General features: G+C 61.6%; 22 protein-coding genes, 1 tRNA gene and 1 pseudogene. 15 read left to right on the forward strand and 9 right to left on the reverse strand.

The genetic code is table 11. From position 1 onward, the window contains the following. Positions 1 to 37 precede the first annotated feature (37 nt). From murA to ABIE40_RS02760, 10 genes are all read left to right on the forward strand, one after another. Complete coding sequence (gene murA / locus ABIE40_RS02715) at positions 38 to 1,330, forward strand: UDP-N-acetylglucosamine 1-carboxyvinyltransferase (RefSeq protein WP_199626170.1); 1,293 nt, start codon at positions 38 to 40, stop codon at positions 1,328 to 1,330. A gap of 154 nt (positions 1,331 to 1,484) precedes the next feature. Further along, complete coding sequence (locus tag ABIE40_RS02720; RefSeq protein ID WP_112713398.1) at positions 1,485 to 1,922, forward strand: DUF2948 family protein; 438 nt, start codon at positions 1,485 to 1,487, stop codon at positions 1,920 to 1,922. A gap of 53 nt (positions 1,923 to 1,975) precedes the next feature. Next, the gene (gene hisD / locus ABIE40_RS02725) at positions 1,976 to 3,274 is read left to right on the forward strand and encodes a histidinol dehydrogenase (protein ID WP_199626171.1); all 1,299 of its coding nucleotides are present in this window, start codon (positions 1,976 to 1,978) and stop codon (positions 3,272 to 3,274) included. Between the two features lie 3 nt (positions 3,275 to 3,277). Then, the gene (locus ABIE40_RS02730; RefSeq protein WP_112713396.1) at positions 3,278 to 3,751 is read left to right on the forward strand and encodes a UPF0262 family protein; all 474 of its coding nucleotides are present in this window, start codon (positions 3,278 to 3,280) and stop codon (positions 3,749 to 3,751) included. Beyond that, a complete protein-coding gene (locus ABIE40_RS02735; protein WP_502944771.1) occupies positions 3,748 to 4,233 on the forward strand; it encodes an arsenate-mycothiol transferase ArsC in 486 nt (161 codons plus the stop codon). The genes ABIE40_RS02730 and ABIE40_RS02735 overlap by 4 nt, the downstream gene beginning before the upstream one ends. A gap of 119 nt (positions 4,234 to 4,352) precedes the next feature. Beyond that, complete coding sequence (gene infA, locus ABIE40_RS02740; RefSeq protein ID WP_112713392.1) at positions 4,353 to 4,571, forward strand: translation initiation factor IF-1; 219 nt, start codon at positions 4,353 to 4,355, stop codon at positions 4,569 to 4,571. 45 nt (positions 4,572 to 4,616) lie between these two features. Beyond that, entirely contained in the window at positions 4,617 to 5,237 is a 621-nt protein-coding gene (locus tag ABIE40_RS02745) for a Maf-like protein (protein WP_112713390.1), read from the forward strand. Between the two features lie 19 nt (positions 5,238 to 5,256). Continuing rightward, the gene (gene yacG, locus ABIE40_RS02750) at positions 5,257 to 5,469 is read left to right on the forward strand and encodes a DNA gyrase inhibitor YacG (protein ID WP_112713388.1); all 213 of its coding nucleotides are present in this window, start codon (positions 5,257 to 5,259) and stop codon (positions 5,467 to 5,469) included. Positions 5,470 to 5,652: 183 nt separating this feature from the next. Further along, positions 5,653 to 5,728, forward strand: a tRNA-Phe gene (locus tag ABIE40_RS02755). A gap of 127 nt (positions 5,729 to 5,855) precedes the next feature. Next, positions 5,856 to 6,212: a VanZ family protein gene (locus ABIE40_RS02760; RefSeq protein ID WP_199626173.1), complete on the forward strand. Its 357-nt coding sequence runs from the start codon at positions 5,856 to 5,858 to the stop codon at positions 6,210 to 6,212. Here the strand turns inward: ABIE40_RS02760 and ABIE40_RS02765 are convergent. Further along, positions 6,209 to 7,423 carry a TIGR03862 family flavoprotein gene (locus tag ABIE40_RS02765; RefSeq protein ID WP_199626174.1) on the reverse strand — a complete coding sequence of 405 codons (1,215 nt, stop codon included), beginning with the start codon at positions 7,421 to 7,423 and terminating at the stop codon, positions 6,209 to 6,211. The genes ABIE40_RS02760 and ABIE40_RS02765 overlap by 4 nt on opposite strands. Positions 7,424 to 7,539: 116 nt before the next feature. Between ABIE40_RS02765 and ABIE40_RS02770 the strand changes: the two genes are divergently transcribed. Both ABIE40_RS02770 and ABIE40_RS02775 read left to right on the forward strand, forming a co-directional pair. Continuing rightward, positions 7,540 to 7,968, forward strand: coding sequence for an OsmC family protein (locus tag ABIE40_RS02770; protein WP_130279073.1), 429 nt, complete (start codon positions 7,540 to 7,542; stop codon positions 7,966 to 7,968). A 109-nt stretch (positions 7,969 to 8,077) separates the two neighbouring features. Further along, positions 8,078 to 8,971, forward strand: a complete 894-nt coding sequence (locus ABIE40_RS02775; protein ID WP_130279072.1) for a DMT family transporter — start codon at positions 8,078 to 8,080, stop codon at positions 8,969 to 8,971. A 3-nt stretch (positions 8,972 to 8,974) separates the two neighbouring features. On the opposite strand, the gene ABIE40_RS02780 is transcribed toward ABIE40_RS02775, so the two are convergent. The 7 genes from ABIE40_RS02780 to ABIE40_RS02810 all read right to left on the reverse strand — a co-directional run bounded on the left by ABIE40_RS02780 (position 8,975) and on the right by ABIE40_RS02810 (position 18,831). Further along, positions 8,975 to 10,000 carry a polysaccharide pyruvyl transferase family protein gene (locus ABIE40_RS02780; RefSeq protein WP_130279071.1) on the reverse strand — a complete coding sequence of 342 codons (1,026 nt, stop codon included), beginning with the start codon at positions 9,998 to 10,000 and terminating at the stop codon, positions 8,975 to 8,977. A 40-nt stretch (positions 10,001 to 10,040) separates the two neighbouring features. Then, on the reverse strand, positions 10,041 to 11,531 hold the full coding sequence (locus tag ABIE40_RS02785; protein WP_199626175.1) for a lipopolysaccharide biosynthesis protein: 1,491 nt from the start codon (positions 11,529 to 11,531) through the stop codon (positions 10,041 to 10,043). Between the two features lie 49 nt (positions 11,532 to 11,580). After that, on the reverse strand, positions 11,581 to 12,510 hold the full coding sequence (locus tag ABIE40_RS02790) for a glycosyltransferase family 2 protein (RefSeq protein ID WP_199626176.1): 930 nt from the start codon (positions 12,508 to 12,510) through the stop codon (positions 11,581 to 11,583). A 514-nt stretch (positions 12,511 to 13,024) separates the two neighbouring features. Continuing rightward, complete coding sequence (locus ABIE40_RS02795) at positions 13,025 to 14,584, reverse strand: VOC family protein (protein WP_502944772.1); 1,560 nt, start codon at positions 14,582 to 14,584, stop codon at positions 13,025 to 13,027. A 62-nt stretch (positions 14,585 to 14,646) separates the two neighbouring features. Then, positions 14,647 to 16,269, reverse strand: coding sequence for a response regulator (locus ABIE40_RS02800; protein ID WP_199626178.1), 1,623 nt, complete (start codon positions 16,267 to 16,269; stop codon positions 14,647 to 14,649). Between the two features lie 2 nt (positions 16,270 to 16,271). Further along, complete coding sequence (locus ABIE40_RS02805; RefSeq protein ID WP_112713368.1) at positions 16,272 to 16,697, reverse strand: response regulator; 426 nt, start codon at positions 16,695 to 16,697, stop codon at positions 16,272 to 16,274. Then, positions 16,684 to 18,831, reverse strand: a complete 2,148-nt coding sequence (locus tag ABIE40_RS02810; RefSeq protein WP_354540956.1) for a PAS domain S-box protein — start codon at positions 18,829 to 18,831, stop codon at positions 16,684 to 16,686. Before ABIE40_RS02810 ends, ABIE40_RS02805 begins: the two co-directional genes overlap by 14 nt. Positions 18,832 to 19,018: 187 nt before the next feature. On the opposite strand from ABIE40_RS02810, the gene ABIE40_RS02815 reads away from it, so the two are divergent. The 3 genes from ABIE40_RS02815 (at position 19,019) to ABIE40_RS02825 (ending at position 21,013) form a co-directional block, all read left to right on the forward strand. Beyond that, entirely contained in the window at positions 19,019 to 19,387 is a 369-nt protein-coding gene (locus ABIE40_RS02815) for a response regulator (protein WP_199626179.1), read from the forward strand. A gap of 469 nt (positions 19,388 to 19,856) precedes the next feature. Continuing rightward, positions 19,857 to 20,561, forward strand: a complete 705-nt coding sequence (locus ABIE40_RS02820) for a response regulator transcription factor (RefSeq protein ID WP_112713362.1) — start codon at positions 19,857 to 19,859, stop codon at positions 20,559 to 20,561. Positions 20,562 to 20,575: 14 nt separating this feature from the next. Continuing rightward, on the forward strand, positions 20,576 to 21,013 hold the full coding sequence (locus ABIE40_RS02825) for a response regulator (RefSeq protein WP_112713360.1): 438 nt from the start codon (positions 20,576 to 20,578) through the stop codon (positions 21,011 to 21,013). Positions 21,014 to 21,018: 5 nt separating this feature from the next. On the opposite strand, the pseudogene ABIE40_RS02830 reads toward ABIE40_RS02825, so the two are convergent. Beyond that, positions 21,019 to 21,721, reverse strand: a pseudogene (locus ABIE40_RS02830) (sensor histidine kinase). Between the last annotated feature and the right edge of the window lie 64 nt (positions 21,722 to 21,785).

Raw genomic sequence — 21,785 nt, forward strand, 5'->3', positions numbered from 1 at the left:
AACTTTCAGGAAAGGCGGGCGCAGCCCGTAAGCCCCCATGGATCGTATCAGAATTGTCGGCGGGAATGAGCTGAACGGCATCATCCCGATTTCCGGCGCCAAGAATGCCGCACTGCCGCTGATGATCGCCTCGCTCTTGACCAGCGACACGCTGACCCTCGAAAACGTGCCGCACCTGGCCGATGTCGAGCTGCTCATGCGCATTCTCGGCAATCATGGCGTCGACGTTGCCGTCAATGGCCGCCGCGAGCGCCAGGACGATGCCTATTCCCGCACGATCCATTTCACCTGCCGCACCATCGTCGATACGACCGCTCCCTATGAGCTGGTCTCGAAGATGCGCGCATCCTTCTGGGTCATCGGTCCGCTGCTGGCCCGCGAGGGACAGTGCCGCGTTTCGCTGCCGGGCGGTTGCGCCATCGGCACGCGTCCGGTCGATCTCTTCCTCGAGGGCCTGACGGCGCTCGGCGCCAATCTTGAGATCGATAGCGGCTATATCAACGCCACGGCTCCGAAGGGCGGCCTGATCGGTGCGAAGTACACCTTCCCTAAGGTTTCCGTCGGTGCCACCCACGTCATGATGATGGCGGCAACGCTTGCCCGCGGCACGACCGTGATCGGCAATGCCGCCCGCGAACCCGAAGTCGTCGATCTCGCCAACTGCCTGATCGCCATGGGCGCCAAGATATCAGGCGCCGGCACCTCGACCATCACCATCGAAGGCGTGCAGTCGCTCTCCGGCGCCCGCCACCGCGTTCTGCCGGACCGTATCGAAACCGGCACCTATGCCATGGCCGTTGCCATGACCGGCGGTGACGTCGTTCTCGAAAACACCGACATGGCGCTTCTCGAAACCGCCTTCGAAACCCTGCGCCGCGCCGGCGCCGATGTCTCGGCCACCAATAGCGGCGTGCGCATCAAGCGCAATGGCGCCGGCATCAAGCCCGTCGACGTCGTCACCGACCCCTTCCCGGGCTTCCCGACCGACCTGCAGGCGCAGTTCATGGCGCTGATGACCCGCTCGTCGGGCGTCTCCCATGTCACCGAAACCATCTTCGAAAACCGCTTCATGCACGTGCAGGAGCTTGCCCGCCTCGGCGCCAAGATCTCGTTGTCGGGCCAGACGGCGAAGATCGAAGGCGTTCCGCGTCTCAAGGGCGCCCCGGTCATGGCAACCGATCTGCGCGCCTCCGTATCGCTCGTCATCGCTGGTCTCGCGGCTGAAGGCGAGACCATGGTGTCGCGCGTCTATCACCTTGATCGCGGCTTCGAGCGTCTCGAAGAAAAGCTCACGCGCTGCGGCGCGATCGTCGAGCGCGTCAGCGAATAAGGGAAGGGCGGTTTCCGCCCTTTTATCCCCCGGCAATGCGGCCGCGCCGCATTGCCGCTTGGGAGTTGCGCATTGCCGCGCGGCGTCCTATTTCCCTTGTCTAACGCATCGTCATACTGGCGATGCGGCATCATCGACCGGGGGTACAGCCTGCATGACCGATCTGAAGCTTCTTGCACTCGACAGTGAAGACCTCGCCGTGGTCTCCGCGCATCTGCAGGACGCCGTTTTCAAGGTCGGCGACATCGCCTGGTCGCCCAAGGATGCGCAGTTCGCCTTCGCGGCAAACCGCTTCGTCTGGGAAGAGGCGAACGGCAAGCGCAAGGGCTTCGAGCGCCGCCGCGCCGCCCTCGTCTTCAAGCGCGTTCTTGCCGTCCGCTCCACTGGCATCGACCGCAAGCGCCGCGATGAAGTGCTGTCGCTCCTCTCCGTCGTCTTCGAGCCGAAGGGCGAGGGTCCTGAAGGCACGATCGAAATTACGCTGTCGGGCGCCGCCGAGATCGTTCTTGATGTCGAATGCATCGAAGTTCAGCTTGCAGATATCGGCGGGGCATGGGAAACCGCCTCCAAGCCGCGCCATCCCGGCGCGTAACGATCTTTTCTGCGCTGTTTGGCGTTTAGCGTTGGTTTGGAAGGGAATTGAGCGTGGCAATCTGGCTTGATCAGGCATCCGAAGGTTTTGAGCAGCGTTTTGCCGCGTTCCTGACGACCAAGCGCGAAGTCTCCGAAGACGTCAACATCGCCGTCCGCGCCATCATCGATGATGTCCGCGCCCGCGGCGACGTCGCACTTGCCGAATATTCCAAGAAATTCGACAGCATCGATTTTGCCAAGGTGCCGATGCGCGTCACCGAAGCCGAGATCGACGCTGCCGTCGAGGCTGTGCCGGCCGAAGTGCTCGGCGCGCTGAAGGTCGCCGCCGTCCGCATCGAATCCCATCACCGCCGCCAGCTGCCCAAGGACGATATCTACGAGGATGCGATGGGTGTCGGCCTCGGCTCGCGTTGGACGGCGATCGAAGCCGTCGGTCTCTACGTGCCCGGCGGCACGGCGAGCTATCCGAGCTCCGTGCTGATGAATGCCGTTCCGGCCAAGGTTGCGGGTGTCGATCGCATCGTCATCGCCGTTCCGGCGACCGGCGGCGTGGTCAATCCGGCCGTTCTGGCTGCCGCCAAGCTCGCAGGCGTTTCGGAAATCTACCGTGTCGGCGGCGCGCAGGCGATTGCGGCGCTCGCCTATGGTACCGAAACGATCGCCCCGGTAGCCAAGATCACCGGCCCCGGCAATGCCTATGTCGCTGCCGCCAAGCGCCATGTCTTCGGTACCGTCGGCATCGACATGATCGCCGGTCCCTCGGAAGTTCTCGTCATCGCCGACAAGGACAACAATCCGGACTGGATCGCCGCCGATCTCCTGGCCCAGGCCGAACATGACGCAAGCTCGCAGGCGATCCTCGCCACCGATGATGCGGAATTCGCCAAGGCTGTCGAAGCCGCCGTCGAGCGCCAGCTGAAAACGCTGAACCGTGCCGATACCGCAGCCGCTAGCTGGCGCGATTTCGGCGCGATCATCCTCGTCAAGGATCTGAAGGACGCCATCCCGCTCGCAAACCGCATCGCGCCGGAGCATCTGGAGCTTGCCACCGCCGATCCGGATGCGCTGCTCGATGGCATCCGCAATGCCGGCGCGATCTTTATCGGCGCGCATACGCCTGAAGTGATCGGTGACTATGTCGGCGGCTCGAACCACGTTCTGCCGACGGCGCGGTCGGCGCGCTTTTCGTCCGGCCTTGGAGTGCTCGATTTCGTCAAGCGCACCTCGATCCTGCGCCTCGGCCCGCAGCAGCTGCGCGAACTCGGCCCGGCGGCGATCGCGCTTGCGGTTTCCGAAGGCCTTGATGCCCACGCGCGATCGGTCGCGATCCGCCTCAATCTCGAAAGGTGAGGCATGGCGAAGGGCGACTTCCGGCTTTCTGATGTCGTCCTCGACGACACGATCGGCCGTTCGACGCCCGATGTCGAACACGAGCGCGCCGTCGCGATCTTCGATCTGATCGAGGAAAACACCTTTGAGCCTGCCGGTCACCCGGGCGGGCCGTACAAGCTCAACATCTCGCTTGTCGACAGCAAGCTGGTCTTCGTCATCAAGACGGAGGAGGGCGGCGATGTCGCGACTCATATCCTGTCGCTGACGCCGTTCCGCCGCATCGTGAAGGACTACTTCATGATCTGCGAGAGCTATTACGAGGCGATCCGTTCTGCCTCTCCCAGCCGTATCGAAGCGATCGACATGGGCCGCCGCGGCATCCACAACGAGGGCTCGCAGACCCTGAAGGACAGGCTGAAGGGCAAGATCGACGTCGATTTCGACACGGCGCGCCGCATCTTCACGCTGGTCTGCGTGCTCTACTGGCGCGGATGACCGGGATGGAGCCCGCTCCGCTCACCGCTGAAGGCAAGGCGCCGGGCGCGATCCTCTTCATGTGCGGCATGAATGCCATCCGCTCGCCGATGGCCGAAGCGATCGCCCGCAGCATTTTGCCCTCCAATACCTATATACGCTCTGCAGGCGTTCGCGCCGGTGAGCGCGATCCTTTCGTCGATGTTGTGCTGGAGGAAATTGGCCTTTCGCTCGGCCGCCACCTGCCGAAGACGCTGGACGAGCTCGAAGACGATTATTTCGATCTCATCATCACGCTGTCGCCGCAGGCCCATCATGCCGCTCTGGAACTGACGCGCGCCAACGCCGTTGAAGTGGTGTATTGGCCGACCATGGATCCGACCGGCGAAACCGGTAGTCGCGACCAGATTCTCGATGCCTATAGAGAGGTACGGGATCACATATCGGCGCTGATCGAGAGCCGGCTACTCAGGCGAAGTGGCATCGCCGCGCAGTCCGCGTGAACAAAAGGAAGAAAGCCCAATCAATTAGGTTCACAAATGACCCTTGATTGTGTAGTTTCCGCGCAAATTTTGAGGCGGCCCAGGTCCGCCATCTCAACCGACAGGAAGAAAAGCCTTATATGCCTAAAGAAGAAGTCCTTGAATTTCCGGGTATCGTGACCGAACTTCTGCCGAACGCGACCTTCCGCGTGAAGCTTGAGAACGATCACGAAATCATCGCCCACACCGCCGGCCGCATGCGCAAGAACCGCATTCGCGTTCTGGCTGGCGACAAGGTTCTTGTGGAAATGACCCCGTACGACCTTACCAAGGGCCGTATTACCTACCGTTTCAAGTAAGCTTGGGCCGCAAGCCCTCGAGGCTTCCTTTCCGGTCGAGGTTCCATGGCGCTCACATACAAGCTCATCCTGGCTTCCGGTTCGCCGCGCCGCGTCGACCTGCTCAATCAGGCAGGGATCGAACCGTCGCGGCTGATGCCGATGGATATCGACGAGACGCCGAAGAAATCGGAACATCCCCGCTCGCTGGCGCGCCGGCTTTCCACTGAAAAGGCGGAAGCCGCGCTCGCTGCGATCAAGGGCGACATGGCCTGGAAGGGCAGCTACATTCTGGCGGCCGATACGGTCGTGGCCGTCGGCCGCCGCATCCTCGGCAAGGCCGAATTTGCGGATGAGGCCTCTGCCTCGCTGCATCTGCTTTCCGGCCGCAGCCACTGGGTCTATACCGGCGTCTGCCTGGTAACCCCGGATCGCAAGGTCCGTCAGAAGATCGTCGAGACCAAGGTGCGCTTCAAGCGCCTCTCCGGTTTCGAGATCGAAAGCTATCTCGCCTCCGGCCAATGGCGCGGCAAGGCCGGTGCCTACGGCATCCAGGGCCTGGCGGGTAGCTTCGTGCAGAAAATGGTTGGCTCCTACACCAATGTCGTGGGCCTGCCGCTCTATGAAACCATCCTCTTGCTGACTGGCGAAGGCTTCGACGTGCACAGCCGGTGGCCCGAGGGCTAAGCCCGGAGGAGACATCCTCATGTCCGAAGACGAAAAGAAACCGACCGCCAAGGTCGAACCGCTGCGCAAGACGCGTCCCTGCCCGGAATGCGGCAAGCCATCGCATCGCGAACACTATCCGTTCTGCTCGAACCGCTGCCGCGAGGTTGATCTCTCGCGCTGGCTGACGGGCTCCTATGCCATCCCCGTTGCCGAGGATGAGAAGAAGGCCGGTTACGAGGACGAGGAATAGCCACAGATTTTTGCGAGCGAACTCATTCATTTTGCTCGTTAATTTGTAAAAATTCGACAACTGGCAAAAAACTGTCATTTGACGCTTGCCATGTCCCGACAAGATGCTATAACCCCGCTCGCTTCCGGGGCACACCAAACCCTCCGGTTCCTTCTTGGAAGGAATGCAGGCCGAAGCAGGAATGCCCAGATAGCTCAGTTGGTAGAGCAGCGGATTGAAAATCCGCGTGTCCGTGGTTCAAATCCGCGTCTGGGCACCACTCTTCTTTCTCATCAAATCAATAAACGCTGACTGTTTGATCGCACCGCCTAGCAGCGCGCGGATTAGCCCATTTTGTACTTTTGGCTGAATTGCGCCCGTTCGCCATCCGCCTAGGCTTTCGGCCCATGAACAAGCTGTTTCTGGTAAGAGTGGCCGCCTGGCTGTCGCTGGCGGCCGTCATCTTCGTTACCGTCTGCCCCATCGAATACCGGCCGCACGACATCATCGATGTCGATGTCGACAGGGCCATGGCGTTCATGGTGATGGGTATTCTCTTCGTCACCGGCTATCCGCGCCGTATCGTGCTCTGTGCCGTGCTGCTGGTCATCGGTGCCTTTGCGCTGGAGACGCTGCAGTTCCTGTCCCCGACGCGCCACGCGCATTTCGAGGATGCGGCGACGAAGAGCATGGGGGCGCTGTTCGGTGTCTTCCTGGCCGAAGTCGTCAACCGTATCAGGGGTATACGGCACAAGGCCGGCTAGGCGGTTTTCTCCAGCCAGGCCCGCATGCCAGCGGCTGCAGCCTTTCCGGTCGCCATACAGGCGGTCAACAGATAGCCGCCGGTCGGCGCTTCCCAGTTCAGCATCTCGCCCGCGGCAAACAGGCCGGGCAGGGCCTTTAGCATATAGCCGTCGTCGATCGCATCGAACGAAATGCCGCCGGCCGATGAGATGGCTTCGGCGATCGGGCGGGTTGCCGTCAGCGGGATGGGCAGCGCCTTGATCTGCCCGGCAAGCCGCTGCGGATCCTGCAAGGCGTCCTGCTGCGCAAGTTCGCGAACCAGCGCAGCCTTCACCGCATCGAGACCAGCTCCCTTGCGCAGGCGGTTCGAGAGACTGGCCTTCCTGTCCTGCCGGGCAAGATCGGCCGCGATGCGCTCGAGCGGCCGTCCCGGCGCCAGGTCGACGATGAGGGATGCTGTTCCCTTGCCGTCAAGCTCATCGCGAAGCGCAGCCGCATGCGCGTAGACGAGGCTGCCCTCGATGCCGTGGCGCGAGATGACGAATTCGCCGGGGAGGGTGCCAGCCGCGGATGTCGCCGTCACTGCCTTCAGCGGCGCACCGGCGAAGCGATCCCGGAAGATCGCGCTCCAGTCGACATCGAAGCCGCAATTGGCCGGGCGGAAGGGTGCGATCTCGACACCCCTGTGGCGCAGCCAGGGCACCCAGGCGGCGTTGGAGCCGAGCTTTGGCCAGCTGGCGCCACCGAGGGCTAAGAGGGCGGCATCGGCTTCTATGGTCTTGCTGCCCTCGGGCGTTTCGAACACATAGGCGTTGCCGTCGAAGCCGGTCCAACGATGGCGTTTGGCGATCGCAACGCCTTGGCTCTCCAACCGGGCGATCCAGGCGCGGAGCAGCGGCGAGGCCTTCATCACTGTGGGGAAGACGCGACCGGAGGAGCCGACGAAGGTTTCGGTGCCGAGCGCGGCGGCCCATTCGCGGATATCCGCAGGCGTCAACTGATCGAGCGCCGGGCGAAGCCGCGCCGAAGCGCCGCCGAAGCGCGCCGCAAACCGCTCATAGTCTTCGGAATGCGTGATGTTCAGCCCGGATTTTCCCGCCAGCAGGAACTTGCGCGCCAGCGTCGGCATCGCATCGTAGATGGTGATCGCATGCCCGGAACCGGCCAGCGTTTCCGCCGCCATCAGGCCCGCCGGGCCACCCCCGATGATCGCGATCTGTTTTTTCTTCATGTGCTGCCTGATACAGCATTCAAATGCGCACGTCTCCGGATTTGAGAGAAGCCGTTTCGTTGCTTCCCGCTGCCAAACTCACTATCTCAATCTCATATCAAATGGAGTGTCGCGGCATGGCCGATCTCAAAGCAAGACCCAGACCCACAGGTGCCAAGGCCGTTCTCGGCCGCACCGGTTTCCCGCATGTCACATCGGCGACCAAGGGCGAGATCGACATCGTCACCAGCCCGTCGCAGCCGGGCTTCAACCCGCTCGATCTTCTCTATTCCTCGCTCTCGGCCTGCCTGGTGCTCAGCGCCCGCATCGCCGCCAGCAATCTCGGCATTCTCGACAAGATCACCGAGATAACCGCCGACGTGACGGGCGAGAAGGCGCCCGAAGGCCTGTCGCGCGTCCAGAAGTTCAACATCGCCTTCTCGATCAAGGGCGATATCGACGACGAGACCCGCCAGAAGATCGCCCATCTCGCCGAAGACGAAATCTGCACCGTCAGCAATACGATCCGCGGCAACCCGGAATTCTCCTCCGTGGTCACCGGCTGAGCTTTTGTTTCGGGGGTGTCGTTCCTGCGCTATCCCTCGACATGGCGATCTGATAATCCGCCTCAGGGCTGGCACCTCAATCCTAGCCGCCCTGAAAGCATAGAAGATCATGTCGCAGGCCGCAGCCCCCTCCGTTGAAACCGCTCCCTCCCAGCGTTTTGCCCTGACCGCGCTCATTCTTGGCGGTGCCGCGATCGGCGGCTCGCCGATCTTCGTGCGGCTCTCGGAAGTCGGGCCGATGGCGACGGCTTTCTGGCGCGTGGCGCTGGCGCTGATCCCGATCTTCATCTTCTCGCTGATCAAGAAGGACAGCGGCCCGAAGCCGGAAAAGCTTTCCGATTACGCAATGCTGATCCTGCCGGGCGTGATCCTGGCGGCCGATCTTGCCGCCTGGCACCTGTCGATCACCATGACCTCGGTCGCCAATGCGACGCTGCTCGCAAACCTGGCGCCCGTCTTCGTCACCGTCATCGGCTTCATCTTCTTCCGCGCGCCGGTTTCCCGCATCTTCGTGATGGGTCTGGCGCTGGCGCTTGTCGGCGTCATCGTCCTGAAGGGCGGCCCGTCTGCCTTCGGCAATGGCGATCTGCGCGGCGATGGCGTCGCGATCATCGCTGCTGTCTTCTATGCCGGTTATATCCTGGCGATCGGCCAGCTGCGCAGCCGCTTCGATACGGTTCGCATCATGCTCTGGAGCACGGCATCGGCCGCCGTCTGCGTCTTCCCGCTCGGCTTCTTCTTCGAGCCGCAGATGCTGCCGCCGACGGCCTATGGCTGGGCGATCGTTTTCGGTCTCGCCTTCGTCAGCCATGCCAGCGGCCAGGTGGCGATCGCCTTCGCGCTCGCCTATCTGCCGGCCGCCTTCTCTTCGCTGACGCTGCTGCTGCAGCCCGTCGTCGCGGCCATTCTCGCCTGGGTGCTGCTCAACGAGGCGATCGGCCCGATGCAGGCGCTCGGCGGTCTGGTGGTGCTCGCCGGGATCATGATCGCCCGGCGAGGCTGATCGTCAGGCGACGGCTGCCGGCTGCATGCGCCGCGCGTCGAGGATGCCGAGCGCTTCGTCGACCGTTGCAGCGATCGCTGCCTTCTCAGCATTGTTGCAGGTGCCCCAGGCCTCGATGAAGCTGCTGGTCTTGCCGTAGCTGTTGTCGAGCACGCAATGGTCGGCGCCGAGAAGCACGCACATGATATGGCCGTGCATGCGGTCTGTGATGACCTGCCGCGCGGAGCTGAGCAGGGCGACGCCGCGGTCGAAGCGCTGTTGCGCCCGCTCGCGATAGGCAAGCTCGGTCATTTTCGCGCGTCCGCCGATGCGGCCGGACATCAGCCCCTTCAGGATCGCCGTGTGCTTCGTATGACGCTGGAAATCGGCGGGCTCATCAGGCCAGTCGGATTTCACCGTGCCCGGGCGGCTGGTGGCGGCGGTCAGATCCTGCGGCGCGCCGACTTCCTGGTCTTCACGCAGGTTGAGCAGCAGTTCGTGCTGCGGAGCAGGGCGCGAGACCGGACCGATGCAGAAGGCCATGTCGGGGCAAAGGCGAACATCGCACTGGAACCAGCGCTTGGCGAATTCGAAGCTCTTGTGGTCGCGCACCAGAAGCGTGAAATTGCCGTGCTTCTCGATGGCGCGGGCCGTGCTGTCGATACCAGCCTGCTCCCTGAAGTGGATCGTCTGCGGCATCTGCACGATCGGCCGGCCCTTGTACTTCGTCAGCATGTCCTCGCGGAACTGCCGGTAGCCGGCCCAGATATCGCCGAAATTGCCGCCGCCGTGCAGGAAGATGCGGCCATCGCCGATCGCCGCCAGCATGCGCTCATCGTTATAGGTCGGGATTTCCGTCACATAGGCCGGCCGCGTCTTGCGGCGGTCGAAATAGGCAAGTTCCCCCAGCCAGATGGCGCTGTCGCCGATATTGTAGTGGTTCGGGAAATCGAGCAGCGCGAAGCGCTCGGCCGGATCGACAAGATCGGAAAGGCAATTTGCGATCAAACCCTGAAGGCGGTTGATGATCGTAATGTTGGTTTCCTGCATACAGTGGCTCCTGTTGAAGAGTCTGGCCCAGCCCCGGCGGCTAGGCCTCTGCCCGCTTCCCGAACGGCAGCAATGACTTGCCGAGCGCGATATAGGGGCGGATTGCGGATCTGCCGAAGACCGGCAGGAAGGCGAGATAGATGACGGCGCCAAGGCCGATGCTGAACCCGAGCACCAGCCAGCGGCTCTGGATATGGGCGGCAATGACGGGGTGCGCGAACCAGACGCAGACGGCCATCACGGCGGCACCGCAGAAGGGCAACGCCACGGCCTTGAAGGTGCCGAGCGAGTCGATGCCGGCATAGCGATGCAGCACATATTGCTGATAGGGCATCGTCAGCCAGGCGCGCAGGACGTAACCGGCCGCAACGGCGAGAATGCCGTATGGCACCAGCAGCCACGTCAGCAGCAGCGTCGCGGCAAACTGCAGGGCGGCGACCGAAAGGATCGATTCCGCGCGGTTGACGGCTGAGAGCGCCGAGGAGGCGAAGAAGTTCGTCACGAACGGCACCGACATCAGCACCAGCACGGTGGCAATATCGCCGGCATTGCCCCACTTGTCGCCGAAGAGCAGGGCGATCATGTCGTTCGACAGGGCGCCGAAGCCGAAGAGCAGCGGAATGGTGCCGAGCGCCGCGGCGCCGACAATCTTGTTATAGGCGTTGCGGAAGGCGACGCGGTCGTTCTGCAGGCGCGAGAGCGTCACCAGCGAAACGCTGCCGATCGGCGCCAAGACGGCCTGACCGATTAGCTCGATGAGCCGCCAGGCGATGCGGTAGCGGCCGACTTCGACGGCGCCGTACCAGCGCGAAATGAAGATGTCCTGCACGCGCGCCAGCAGCATCCACATCAGCTGCGTCACGACCAGGCTGACGCTGAACAGGAAGACCGAGCGGAACTTCTCGACGTTGAAGCGCAGGCGCGGCATCCAGGGATAGGCGACCCAGCCGAGAACGACGGTGACCGCGGCGTTGACGGCGGTCTGCGCCACCAATGCCCAGATGCCCCAGCCGAGATAGGCGCAGACGACCGCGGTGATGCCGGAGAGAAGGCTGGCGGCAATGCTCTGCGCCGCAAGGTTCTTGTGACCGAACTCCCGGGCAAGGCGCGCATTGTGGATGACAGCAAGCGAGGAGACCGGCAGCAGCGGCGCCAGCCAGCGCAGGATGCCGGATACGGATTCGTCGCGAACGAGCTCGCCATAATAGGGTGCGAAGACGAAGACGATCGCCGCCACGATGGCGCTGAAGGCGACGGTCGCCCAGAAGCAGGTGTCGGCCAGCTCCTCATCGAGATCGAGCTGCCGGGTGATGGCATCGCCAAGCCCGGCATAGGCAAGCACGCGACCGATCTCGACGAAGAGGCTGGCAAGCGCAAAGGTACCGAAATCGCCGGGGCCGAGAATGCGCGCCAGGATCACGAAGATCACGAAGGTCGCGATCGTGCTCCAGGCCACGCGGACCACCGACCAGAGGACGGAAAGGGCCGTCTTCTTTTTCAGGTCGGCGTGCGCAACTGCATGTTCTGCCATTCGGCGTCCTATCGATTGCAGCCGCTCGCGGGCGGCCTTTGGATCTGTTTCAGGTGCGGGCTGCGGCCGGGGTCTTGCCGCGCGTGCTGCGCCAATAGGCGAGCATGCCGGTCAGATTGTCCCTGAGCTGGCGGCGATAGGTGAGGCCCATCTCCTTGCTCATCGGCTGGCCGCCGATCGCCTCGCGGAATGCCTGGCGGATATCCCAGCGCAGCATGCCGCGCATGTTCGAGCGCTTGTCGAACAGATATTTGGCGTAGAGCGCGCCGTTGCCGAAGGCATAGCCTGCGTGCAGGCGGTGGATATCCTCGATCTTTCGGCGGCCATGGAAATGCTTGACCACGAGATCCGGAACATATTCGACGCGAATGCCGGCATTGAAGGCGCGGTGGATGTAATCGGTGTCCTCGCCCGAGCGGAACGTCGCTCCGGCGCCGAAGCGCGGATCGAACTGGCCGACCTGATCGACGAGGGCGCGCGGAAACACCATGTTACAGCCATGGATGAAGCCACCGGCATGGAGTTCGTTCGTCAGCACTGCCGGTTCGCGCTCGGTCTTGATCGTGACAGGCAGATCGCGGACATCGCCGAGCTCCACCCGGCCGCCGCGCATGACGATGCCCTGGTCGGCCGCAAACAGACCGGCGATCACGGTGAAATAGTCGGGCAGCACTTCGCAATCGTCGTCGGTAAACGCAAGAAGCCGTCCGGCGGCCGCGGCGATGCCGGAATTGCGGGCATTGGCGAGCCCCGGCAGCGTCTCGTAGATGAGATTGGTATGCAGGGGCGCGACCGCGGCCCAGCGGCGGAATACTTCCGACGTATCGTCCGTCGATCCGTTATCGACGAAGACGAGCTCCAACTGCAAATCGCCCGACAGACGGGCGGCATTTGCAATCGCATCCAGGCAGTTCAACAGGCCACTCGCCCGATTTCTCGATGAGATAATCAGGCTGATGTCAACGGGCCGAGGAGGCATTCAATTTCCCCTTCTGCGATCGATGTCCGGGGCAAGATAGGTCGGACACAGAGGTTCGGCAAGAAATTTTTGCAATGCAGCAAAATAGAACAAGCGCAGAAGAAACGGAAAGAATGAGGTAATTTATAGGCGAATGAATTTTATTCGTGAATTATGTAAATTGATCTTCCGAATATTTGTAATAATTTGTGATCAACGTGAAATTTATAAGTCGATTGGTATTTAAGGTAATCTCAGCATCGATATAATCTCTGTAATATCGGTTTTATGTCGCAAAAATATATGTGAATCCGATAGAGATATATTTATTTTTCTTTGATGATTGTTTTTCCGATGCTCACTGGCTGATTTGCGCTGCACAATAGAAGGTTGTGCGCTGAAACCGGTGACTTCAGCTATTTGCATCCTGCCTGCCGCAAAGTTCTAAAACACCGGTTGCTGCCGGATTAACTTCAAGCGCAAGTTCAAAACCAAGAACAAGCGGCGGCGCGGACAGTCTTTCCGCGCGGTGCCGTCACTGGTTTTCTCTGAGCAGCCATTGCTGGATAATCGGCACGTCGGCGTCGCCGAGATCGTGCCCGCCGGGGATAACGTCCGAATCGACCGTCGCGCCCGAGGTCTTCAGCCGCCCTTCCAGCTCGCTCGCATATTTGCCATAGGCGTCTGTTTTGCCGCTGATGACGAGCAGGTCGGTGCCCTTCAGGTCGGCATGCGGATAGTTGGTCAAGACGGGCATGGAGCGCAGCAGCACCGCTTTGTGAATGAGCGAGGGGTGCAGGTAGATCAGCGAGTTCAGAAGGTTCGCGCCGTTGGAATAGCCGACATAGACGATCTTCTTCGGGTCGAGCCCGTAGGATTTGACGGCGCCATCGATGAACGCCGCGAAGGCTTCCGCCTCGTTCTTGATGTCGTCCTGATCGAAGGAGAAGGGTGTGATGCGCTTGTACCAGCGCGGGAAGCCTTCCTCGGTGGCGCGGCCGCGCACGCCAAGCAGCGTCGCTCGCGGGGCAACCTTGTGCAACAGCGGCATCAGCGTCGTCTCGTTACCGCCCGACCCGTGCAGCAGCACGAAGACGCTGCCATCCGGATCCGGCGGCGTGTAGAAGCGGTGCACGAAGGGCAGTTCGCGGTAATTCACGCGCGGTTCGCCCGGCATCGAGAATTGCGGCAGGATGACCTTGAGGTCCTTCAGGTCCTTGATCGAATCCTTCGGCGGCAGGAACAGCTTGGTGCCGAGAGTCGGTGCCGGCTCATCGATCGTCATGCCGGGCTTGTCGGTCGCAAGCTCGATCAGCGTGCCACCAGGTTCGCGCACATAGAGCGACTTGAAATACTTCCGGTCATGCATGTTAGTCGCCGAGTCCGTCGACCTGGCAAGCGCGTCATGAACGGATGTCAGCTCGGCTTCGTCCGCCGCGCGGAAAGCCACGTGATCGATCGCACCGGTGCCCGGCGCCCCCGACCAGAAACCCTTCGCGTTGCGAACATCGATGACATCGCCGGAATCCGAAACCAGGCGGTCGATGGCGCCCTTGTTTTCCTGGAAGCGATAGCCGAAATGGCTCTCGATGAAGGCGCGGCTGGCATCGGGCGTCTCGGTCAGCATTGTCGCGCCGCGCACGCGCTGTACCGCGTGCTCGACCGGAACCGGTCCGTCCGTCCAGGCCGCCGCGCTCTTGAGCTCTCTGTTTCCGGCAAGCTTCAGAATGATGTTGTCAGGGTCCTTGAAGCGCAGTACCGGCTCGCCGAATTCATCGGCCGGCCCTTCCATGCGGATGCCGAAGCTCATGGCCCGCGTCAGCCAGTAGCCGATGCTCGTTGGGTCGATCGCCAGCGCGATCTCGCTGATCTGGCCGAAGCCGGCGCGTCCCTGTGAGCCGTCTTCCCAGGCAAGGAAGGTCAGCAGCGAGCCGGGCGTGCCCTCGCCATCGCCATAGAAGAGATGCAGCTGGGTTTCGTCCTCGAAACCTGCGGTCTGCTTGACGAGCCGCATACCGAGGAAACCGGCATAGAAATCCACATTCGCCTGCACTTTGCGGGTGATGGCGGTGATGTGATGTATGCCAGAAATCATCGAAAGCAGTCCGTATTGTTGGGGAGTGGCGAGAAGCGCCAGAACTAATGCGGATACTAAAGTCATACCAGTGCCGTTGGAGATTGCCTCGATTGTTCTGCACAAAGAACTAGGGCATCACCGCGCGGCTGCAATTCCAAACTGTCGACGCCTTCGAGCGCCTGCTCCAACTGCTGGAGCGTCGGCGGCTTGATCATATAGGCGAGAGCGCCGAGGTCTTTGGCCCTCTGCATGTCGCCTTCGTCGCTCGATGTGCTCAGGATGCAGACCGGTATTTCCTTGAAGCGCGCGTCCGCCGAAAGCGCGTTCAGTACCTCGAAACCGTCCATGATCGGCATGTTGATATCGAGCAGCATCAGGTCCATCGGCGGCTGCGAAACGTTGCCCGCCCGATCCTCCAGAAGCCGCATCGCCTCGCGCCCGTTCGTCGCCACATGCAGGTTGAAGCTCACCTTTTCGCGCCGCATCAGCTTTAGCTTCAGAAGCTGGATATCGGCCGGGCTATCCTCGACGAGCAGAACCTCGGCAAGCCGCCCACCGGTATCGGCGCTCTGCTCGGAGACGCGTGCCGCCTGTGCCTCGGCACCGCGGGCAGCTGTGGCAGGCATGCTCCGCGCCAGCGGCAGTTCGAGCACGAAGGTCGCCCCACGCCCGATCTTTGCCTCGCACCAGATCGCCCCGCCATGCAGCTGGGCGATACGCCGGCAGATCGCAAGGCCAAGCCCAGTTCCCTCGATCCCGCGTCCGACCAGCCGCTTGAAAGGCTGGAAGATCAGTTCGCGATGCTCGGGATCGATGCCGGGGCCATTGTCGCTGACGAGCAGACGGCAGAGCCCGCCATCGGCCGCCTCGGCGGTTACCCGCACTTCGGGCCGCTGATCCTCGCAATAGCGGATGGCGTTGGAGATCAGGTTCTGCATCACCTGGATCAGCAGCGTCCCGTCGCCCATCACCTCCGGCAGCTCGCCGCGCACGATCGTCGCCTGGCGGCTTTCCATCTGCTGGTGCAGGTTGTCCTCGACCTGGTCGAGCACCGCGGCGATCGACACCGGCTTCATCTCCAGATCACCGGAGACCTCCAGCTTGGTGAAGCCGGAAACCTTGACGATCAGGTCTTCCATATGGTCGGCGGCGCTCAGGATGTAGTCGAGCAGTTCGCGATCTTCCGTCGGAAGCGCTGCAGAGCCATGCAGGATCTTGCTGAACGACTTGATGGTCCGCAGCGGCTCCTTCAGGTCATGCGCCATGGCACGGGTGAAGATCTCCAGCGACTGGCGCTTCTGCTCCAGCTTCATCTCCAGCGCGCCATGCATGACGGCGCTCTGAATGCAGCGATGTAGCGATTCAGGCGAGAGCGAATCCTTCGTCAGATAGTCGCGGGCGCCGTTCTTCATCACCTCGACGGCAACGGTCTCGTTGCCCTGGCCGGTCAGCATGATGACATTGGCTGTCGGGTCGCGCTTGAGGATTTCCGCCAGCACGCCGAGGCCGTCGCGGCCGGGCAGAGAATAGTCGAGCAGGATGCAGCTCGGCCGCTTGCTCTCGGCGAGCTTGATGCCCTGATCGCCGGTTTCGGCTTCCGAGACGATGTAGTTCATCCCGGCGACGCGCGAGAGCATCCGCCGGTAGACCTCACGGTCGTCGATATTGTCGTCGATGATCAGTACCGGGCAGTCTTCCGCCAATGTCAGTCCTCGTGCGGCAGGATGGCAATTTCGAACCAGTATTCCTTCAGCCGCTGGATGGCGGCGAAGAGCCCGTCCAGATCCACCGGCTTCTGCACGTAGGTATTGGCGCCGAGCGCATAGCAGCCCTCGATATCGCGCTCGTCGTCGGATGTCGTCAGGATCACGACCGGGATCTTGCGCCAATGCGCATTGGACTTGATGGCCTCAAGCGTCTTGCGCCCATCGAGACCCGGCATGTTCAGGTCGAGTAAAACCAGGCCGGGGCGCGGGTTCATCTCCGCCAGCGCGTCGAGCGCTTCCTGGCCGGATGCGGCCCAGCGGATGGGGTTTCGCAGGTTGGTGCGCTTGAAGGCGCGCATCGTCGCCTCGAAGTCGTCCTCGCTGTCCTCGACAATCAGGATCGGCTGCATGTCACGCGGCTGCATTCTGGTCCTCTCGTTTGCTTCCCAGCGTAAAATAGAATGTCGTGCCTGTCCCGAGCTCGGATTCGAGCCAGATCTCGCCATTGTGGCGGGCAATGATCTTGCGCACGAAGGTCAGACCGGCTCCGGTCCCATCATCCGAATCCTGCGATTTTTCCAGGCGTTTGAAAATGCGGAAAATGTCTTCGTAGAATTCCGGTGCGATGCCCTTGCCATTGTCCCGGACAAAGAACACGTCGCTCGCCTCCGAGCCGTCCTTGCCATGGTAATGGTCGAGATAGCCGATCGTCACCAGCGGCTCGGCCTTGTCGTTGTATTTGACGGCGTTGGTCACGAGGTTGCGGAACACCTCGGTCAGCCGCGTCGCGTCGCAGACCACCTCGGGAAGTTCCCCATCCGTCGTCACCTGCGCATTGCGCTCCTCCAGGAACACTTCGAGCGTGCCGACGACATCCTTGACCACGAGGTTGATGTCGGTGCGCTTCACCGCCAGCTGCTGGCGGCCGATGCGGGAGAAATAGAGCAGGTCGTTGACGAGCTTCTCCATCCGCTGACTGAGGCGAACGAGGCGGTTCAGACGCCGCACGCCATCCTCGTCCAGCTGCTGCTCATAGTCTTCGAGCAGGAAGCGGGAGTGATTGTGCAGCCCACGCAGCGGCTCCTTCAGGTCATGCGAGGCGATATAGGCGAATTCGTCGAGATCCTGGTTGCTGCGCTCCAGATCGGCCGTATAGGCCTCGAGCTGGCCGACCATGGTCTTCAACCGTTCCTCCTGGCGAATGCGCTCGCTGATATCGCGCACGATGCCGACAAAGGTGCGCGAACCACCGGTCGGCACGACGCTGACGGAGAGATCGAGCGGAAAGGCAGCGCCATTCTTGCGCCGGCCGGAGACCATGCGGGTCGTGCCGATGATCCGTTCCTCGCCGGTCTGCCGGTAGCGGCTGAGATAACCGTCATGCTCGGAGTGATAGGGCTCCGGCATCAGCATCTTGATATTCTTGCCCAGCGCTTCGGCCGGCGTATAGCCGAACATCTGTTCCGCCGCCGGATTGAAGCTCGAGATCACCCCGCGCTCGTCCATGGTGATGACGGCATCCGGCGTGTTGCGCACCAGCGAGCTGAAGCGGATGCGCTCGGTCTCCAGGCTCGCGCTGTTGCGCATGTAGTGATGCACCAGATAGGCGATCAGCCACAGCATCGCGATGGTGACCGTGCGATTGGCGATTTCCTGCCACAAAATGTCGTCCGGGTGGCTGACGGCAAAGAAGCCGAGCAGGATCAGGATGGTGCAGACGAAGGCGAAGAACAGCGGTGCCTTGCGATTGCCGAACCAGAGCGCCGTCAGCACCAGGGGGACATAGAGAATGCCGTTGGCAACGCCGAGCGGCGTATAGAGGTCGGCGAGCAGGCCGGTGAAGCAGATGACGCCCGGGATCCAGAGCGGCACGCTGGCGCCGCCTTGCGGCTGCCGCCACCAGGCGCTCGCCAGCAACCCGCCGCCGAACACCATCATGCCGATCGACGTATGCAGCGCCATCGCCGCATAGGGTCCCCACCGGTAGCCATGCTCGGCGCTGGTGATATAGGCGGCAAAGGCGATCATCCCGAGCGTGATCGCCACATAGCTCGTCAGTTCCTGGACGAGCGGCGCCCGCTCGTCCTTCCAGTTCAGCGTCGCAAACAGCGCGACATTGCCGATCAGGAAGATCAGCGCCGTATTTGGCCCCATGCCGCCGCCGATCAGGTCGGAAAATTCCTGGGAAACCAGAAGATTGGTGAGCAACCGGTCGACGAGATGTGAGGTTCGTCCGAGTGCGATGATTTCGCTGAAGCGGATCAGCGTGATCGCAATGACGCCGGCGGCAAACACCGAGGCCGCGATATTGAAGCGCCGCCTGGTCGAGACCGAGCCGGCGAGCGCGAAGCCGGAGAGGATGAAGCAGAGCGCCGTGTTGAAGGCCATCGCCGGAAAGTCCGGCACCACCGAGACGATCACCTCGACCTCGAGCAACCAGCCGGCAACCGCGGCGATGCCGAGCAGCCCGATCAAGCTGCTGACGGTCAGTGCTGTCGCCCGATAGCGCTTCTTCTTCCGCTCGTCGTCCCGCGATTTGCCAGCGGCTTCAGCCCACACGCGCCCTGTCCTCCTGAGTTCGTGCCATCTTTTCCGAATTCAGCGAATACTCAATAGGAAACGCAGGGTTGCGATCGTGTTCTACTGACGATTTTCACAGGATTGATAGCGATTGTTAGCGAAACATATCTAGTGTCATGTTTCGGGTCAGTGAAGCGAGGCCCGCCGATGATCGGATCGAGCAGCTATGCCTTTGATATTCTACATCGACGATAGCAAGGATGATCTTTTCTATCTCGACTACATGCGCCGCAAGAACGTGCTGAAGGCGGATCTCGTCACCTTTTCCCAGCCGCAGGAGGCGTGGGAAATGCTGGAAGCGCGCCATGGAAAAGGCGAGCCGATGCCCGATCTGCTGATCGCAGATCTCTATATGCCGCTCGATGGCGGGCTGCTTTTGATCCGGCAGATCAGTCAGGATCCGCGATTCGCAGGCATCAGGCTGGGTGTCTGCAGCGGCTCGGATGCGGAAGAAGACCGCCAGCGTTCGCTGGCAGCCGGCGCTCATGTGTTTTTCCTGAAGCCTTTGAATCCTGAAGATATTCCGCTCGGTTGAGCAGCATGGAACCGGCGCTCGGAACGCTCCTGGCGCGCACGGAAAGGCCGATTGACAAGGCCGTTTCAGCGTCTCAAGATACAACCAATGGGAAGAGGAGTGATTTGAGCGCTGAGAGAGCCGACCGACCCTTGTTCGCCGCCACGAACTTCAGCCAACCCCTTAGCTGAACGGATCTATCGGCCCTCCCGCGCTTACTTCCGGCACTTTTTCCGCTATTCGAGAGATCAAGAATAACGAAAAATGCGATACCTAGGTAAGACTACGATTTCAGTACATCTGGCCTTTGCATCACTTGCGGTTGAGAAATCGATGAGCGTTTATGCCTCAGGATATTGGAGGTCCCTGTTCCTTTATCCTCATCAACTGTCTCGGAAATTTTTCTAACTGTTCGCGTTTAGGACGTATATCCCAAGATTTCGGGATGAGGTGGGGTGACTTGTGAAGGCTTCGAGGTAAGGTTGCCGGAATGACCAACGCAGCGGCTGTTCCTTTTCATACTGGGCCCGAGCTGAACCGGGCCATCAACCGCACCGATTTCTTCCGCCTGTTTAAGGCGGCGGCGCACCATTATCACTTCGACAATTTCGCATTGGCGAAGATTTCCGAAGCCGCCGCCCCGTTCGGCGAGCGCGAAATCGTCATCACCAATATCGCCGAGCGCCGCGCCAGCCTGTTCATCCAGACGCTCAAGGAAGCGCTGGGAACGATCAAGGCCAAGTCCGCGCAGTTCCTGACGACGCCGGTCTTCGGCAAGAGCGCTCAGCTGGAAGGCTATCCCGCCGATCTGGTGTTCAACGAGTTCAACGGCAACACTTTCCTCTTCATCCCGCTCTTCACGCCCGAGGGCCGCCGCTACTGTCTGGTGCTCAGCGGCATTCGCCAGGAGCCGGACCAGAGCGAGATCGCCGATGTCCTCCTCGATGTCATGCGCATCTTCGACAAGCTGTACGAGGAAATCTTGACCCAGGAAATGACTGGACGTCTGACGCAGCGCGAGGCCGAGATCGTCAAGTGGACGAGCGAAGGCAAGACCTCTGCCGAGATCGCCATCATTCTTGGCCTCTCGGAGCATACGGTGAATTCGCATATCACCGCTGCGGTGCGGAAACTCGATGCGGTCAATCGCGTTCATATGGTTGCGATAGCGCTGAGAAACGGGCTCGTTTCGTGACCGGAGGAGATCAGATGACAGCCGAGGCCAGAGCCGCGGGGACCGTCAAGGTCCTGTTCGTGGACGACGAGTTCATCGAGTTCCGCTCGCTGAAGAAGAAGATCGGCAGCCTGTCGGAGCCGGCGGTCGATGTCGAATATGCCCAGTCGGTGGGCGATGCCGTCGACAAGATGAAGAGCGTCAAGTTCGACCTGATCCTGCTCGACAACCGCCTGCTGCCGAATGCCGATTTCCGCGAGACGGTGCCGGAATTGCGCGGCATCGGCTATACCGGCCCGATCGGCGTCATCTCGACGGATATTTCCGACGGCTATTTCCAGCAGTTTCCGGATTATGGCGTCGATTTCCGCATCGGCAAGGACGAGATGGACGCGCGCACGCTGCAATACATCATCCGCGAATACGTGACCTACGACGTCCCCGACTTCTGGAAGGACGACTACAATATCTGACGATTTCAGGCGGGCAGGCGGATTTCGAACCGGCTGCCATTCTCGGATGAGCTTGCGAGATCGAGTGTTCCGCCCATAGCAGTGATCAGCTCGCGCGAGATCGACAGCCCGAGCCCCGGACCCGCAATGCGGCCTGGCTTCGGCAATTTCCAGAAGGCTTCGAAGATGCGCCCCTGATGATCAGGATCGATGCCGTGTCCATTGTCCGCAATGGCGATGACCAGCGCCGACCCATCCTGGGCCGCCGTTACCTCCACCCGCAGGGCATCCCTGTCGCCATGAAAAACCGCATTCGCGAATAGCTGCCTCAGCACCGCGGTCAGCAGCGCGCCGTCGGTGCGCAGTTCCGGCAGTTCCCCGTGGACTAGGGTCGCATCGGTACCGGGAACCTCGGCAATCGCCTCATCCCATGCCGTTTGCACAGCAGCGTTGAGATTGACGTTCTCGCGGGGCCACCTGCGGCGTTCCGGCGGCAAAGGTCATCAGCGCCTTGGTCAGCCGCTGTGCCGTCTGCACCTTGTCGAGAATGGTCGTCAGGCTCTGCTTTTCGTCGGCGCTGATCCTGCCTTCGAGATCCTCAAGCAGGATTTCCGAATACATGGCGATATGACGGAGCGGCGACTGCAGGTCGTGCGATGCGACTGCGAGGAAGCGGCGGATGCGCTCCTCGGTAGTGTTCGTCTCCTGCGGCGTCGTGCTGGATGACATGGCGGTATCTCCCCTCGACCTCAGGGCTACCATAAAAAGAGGGCGCCGGTTCTGCAACCGGCGC

Source organism: Rhizobium sp. OAE497, from assembly GCF_040546565.1.
Taxonomy (GTDB): Bacteria; Pseudomonadota; Alphaproteobacteria; order Rhizobiales; family Rhizobiaceae; genus Rhizobium.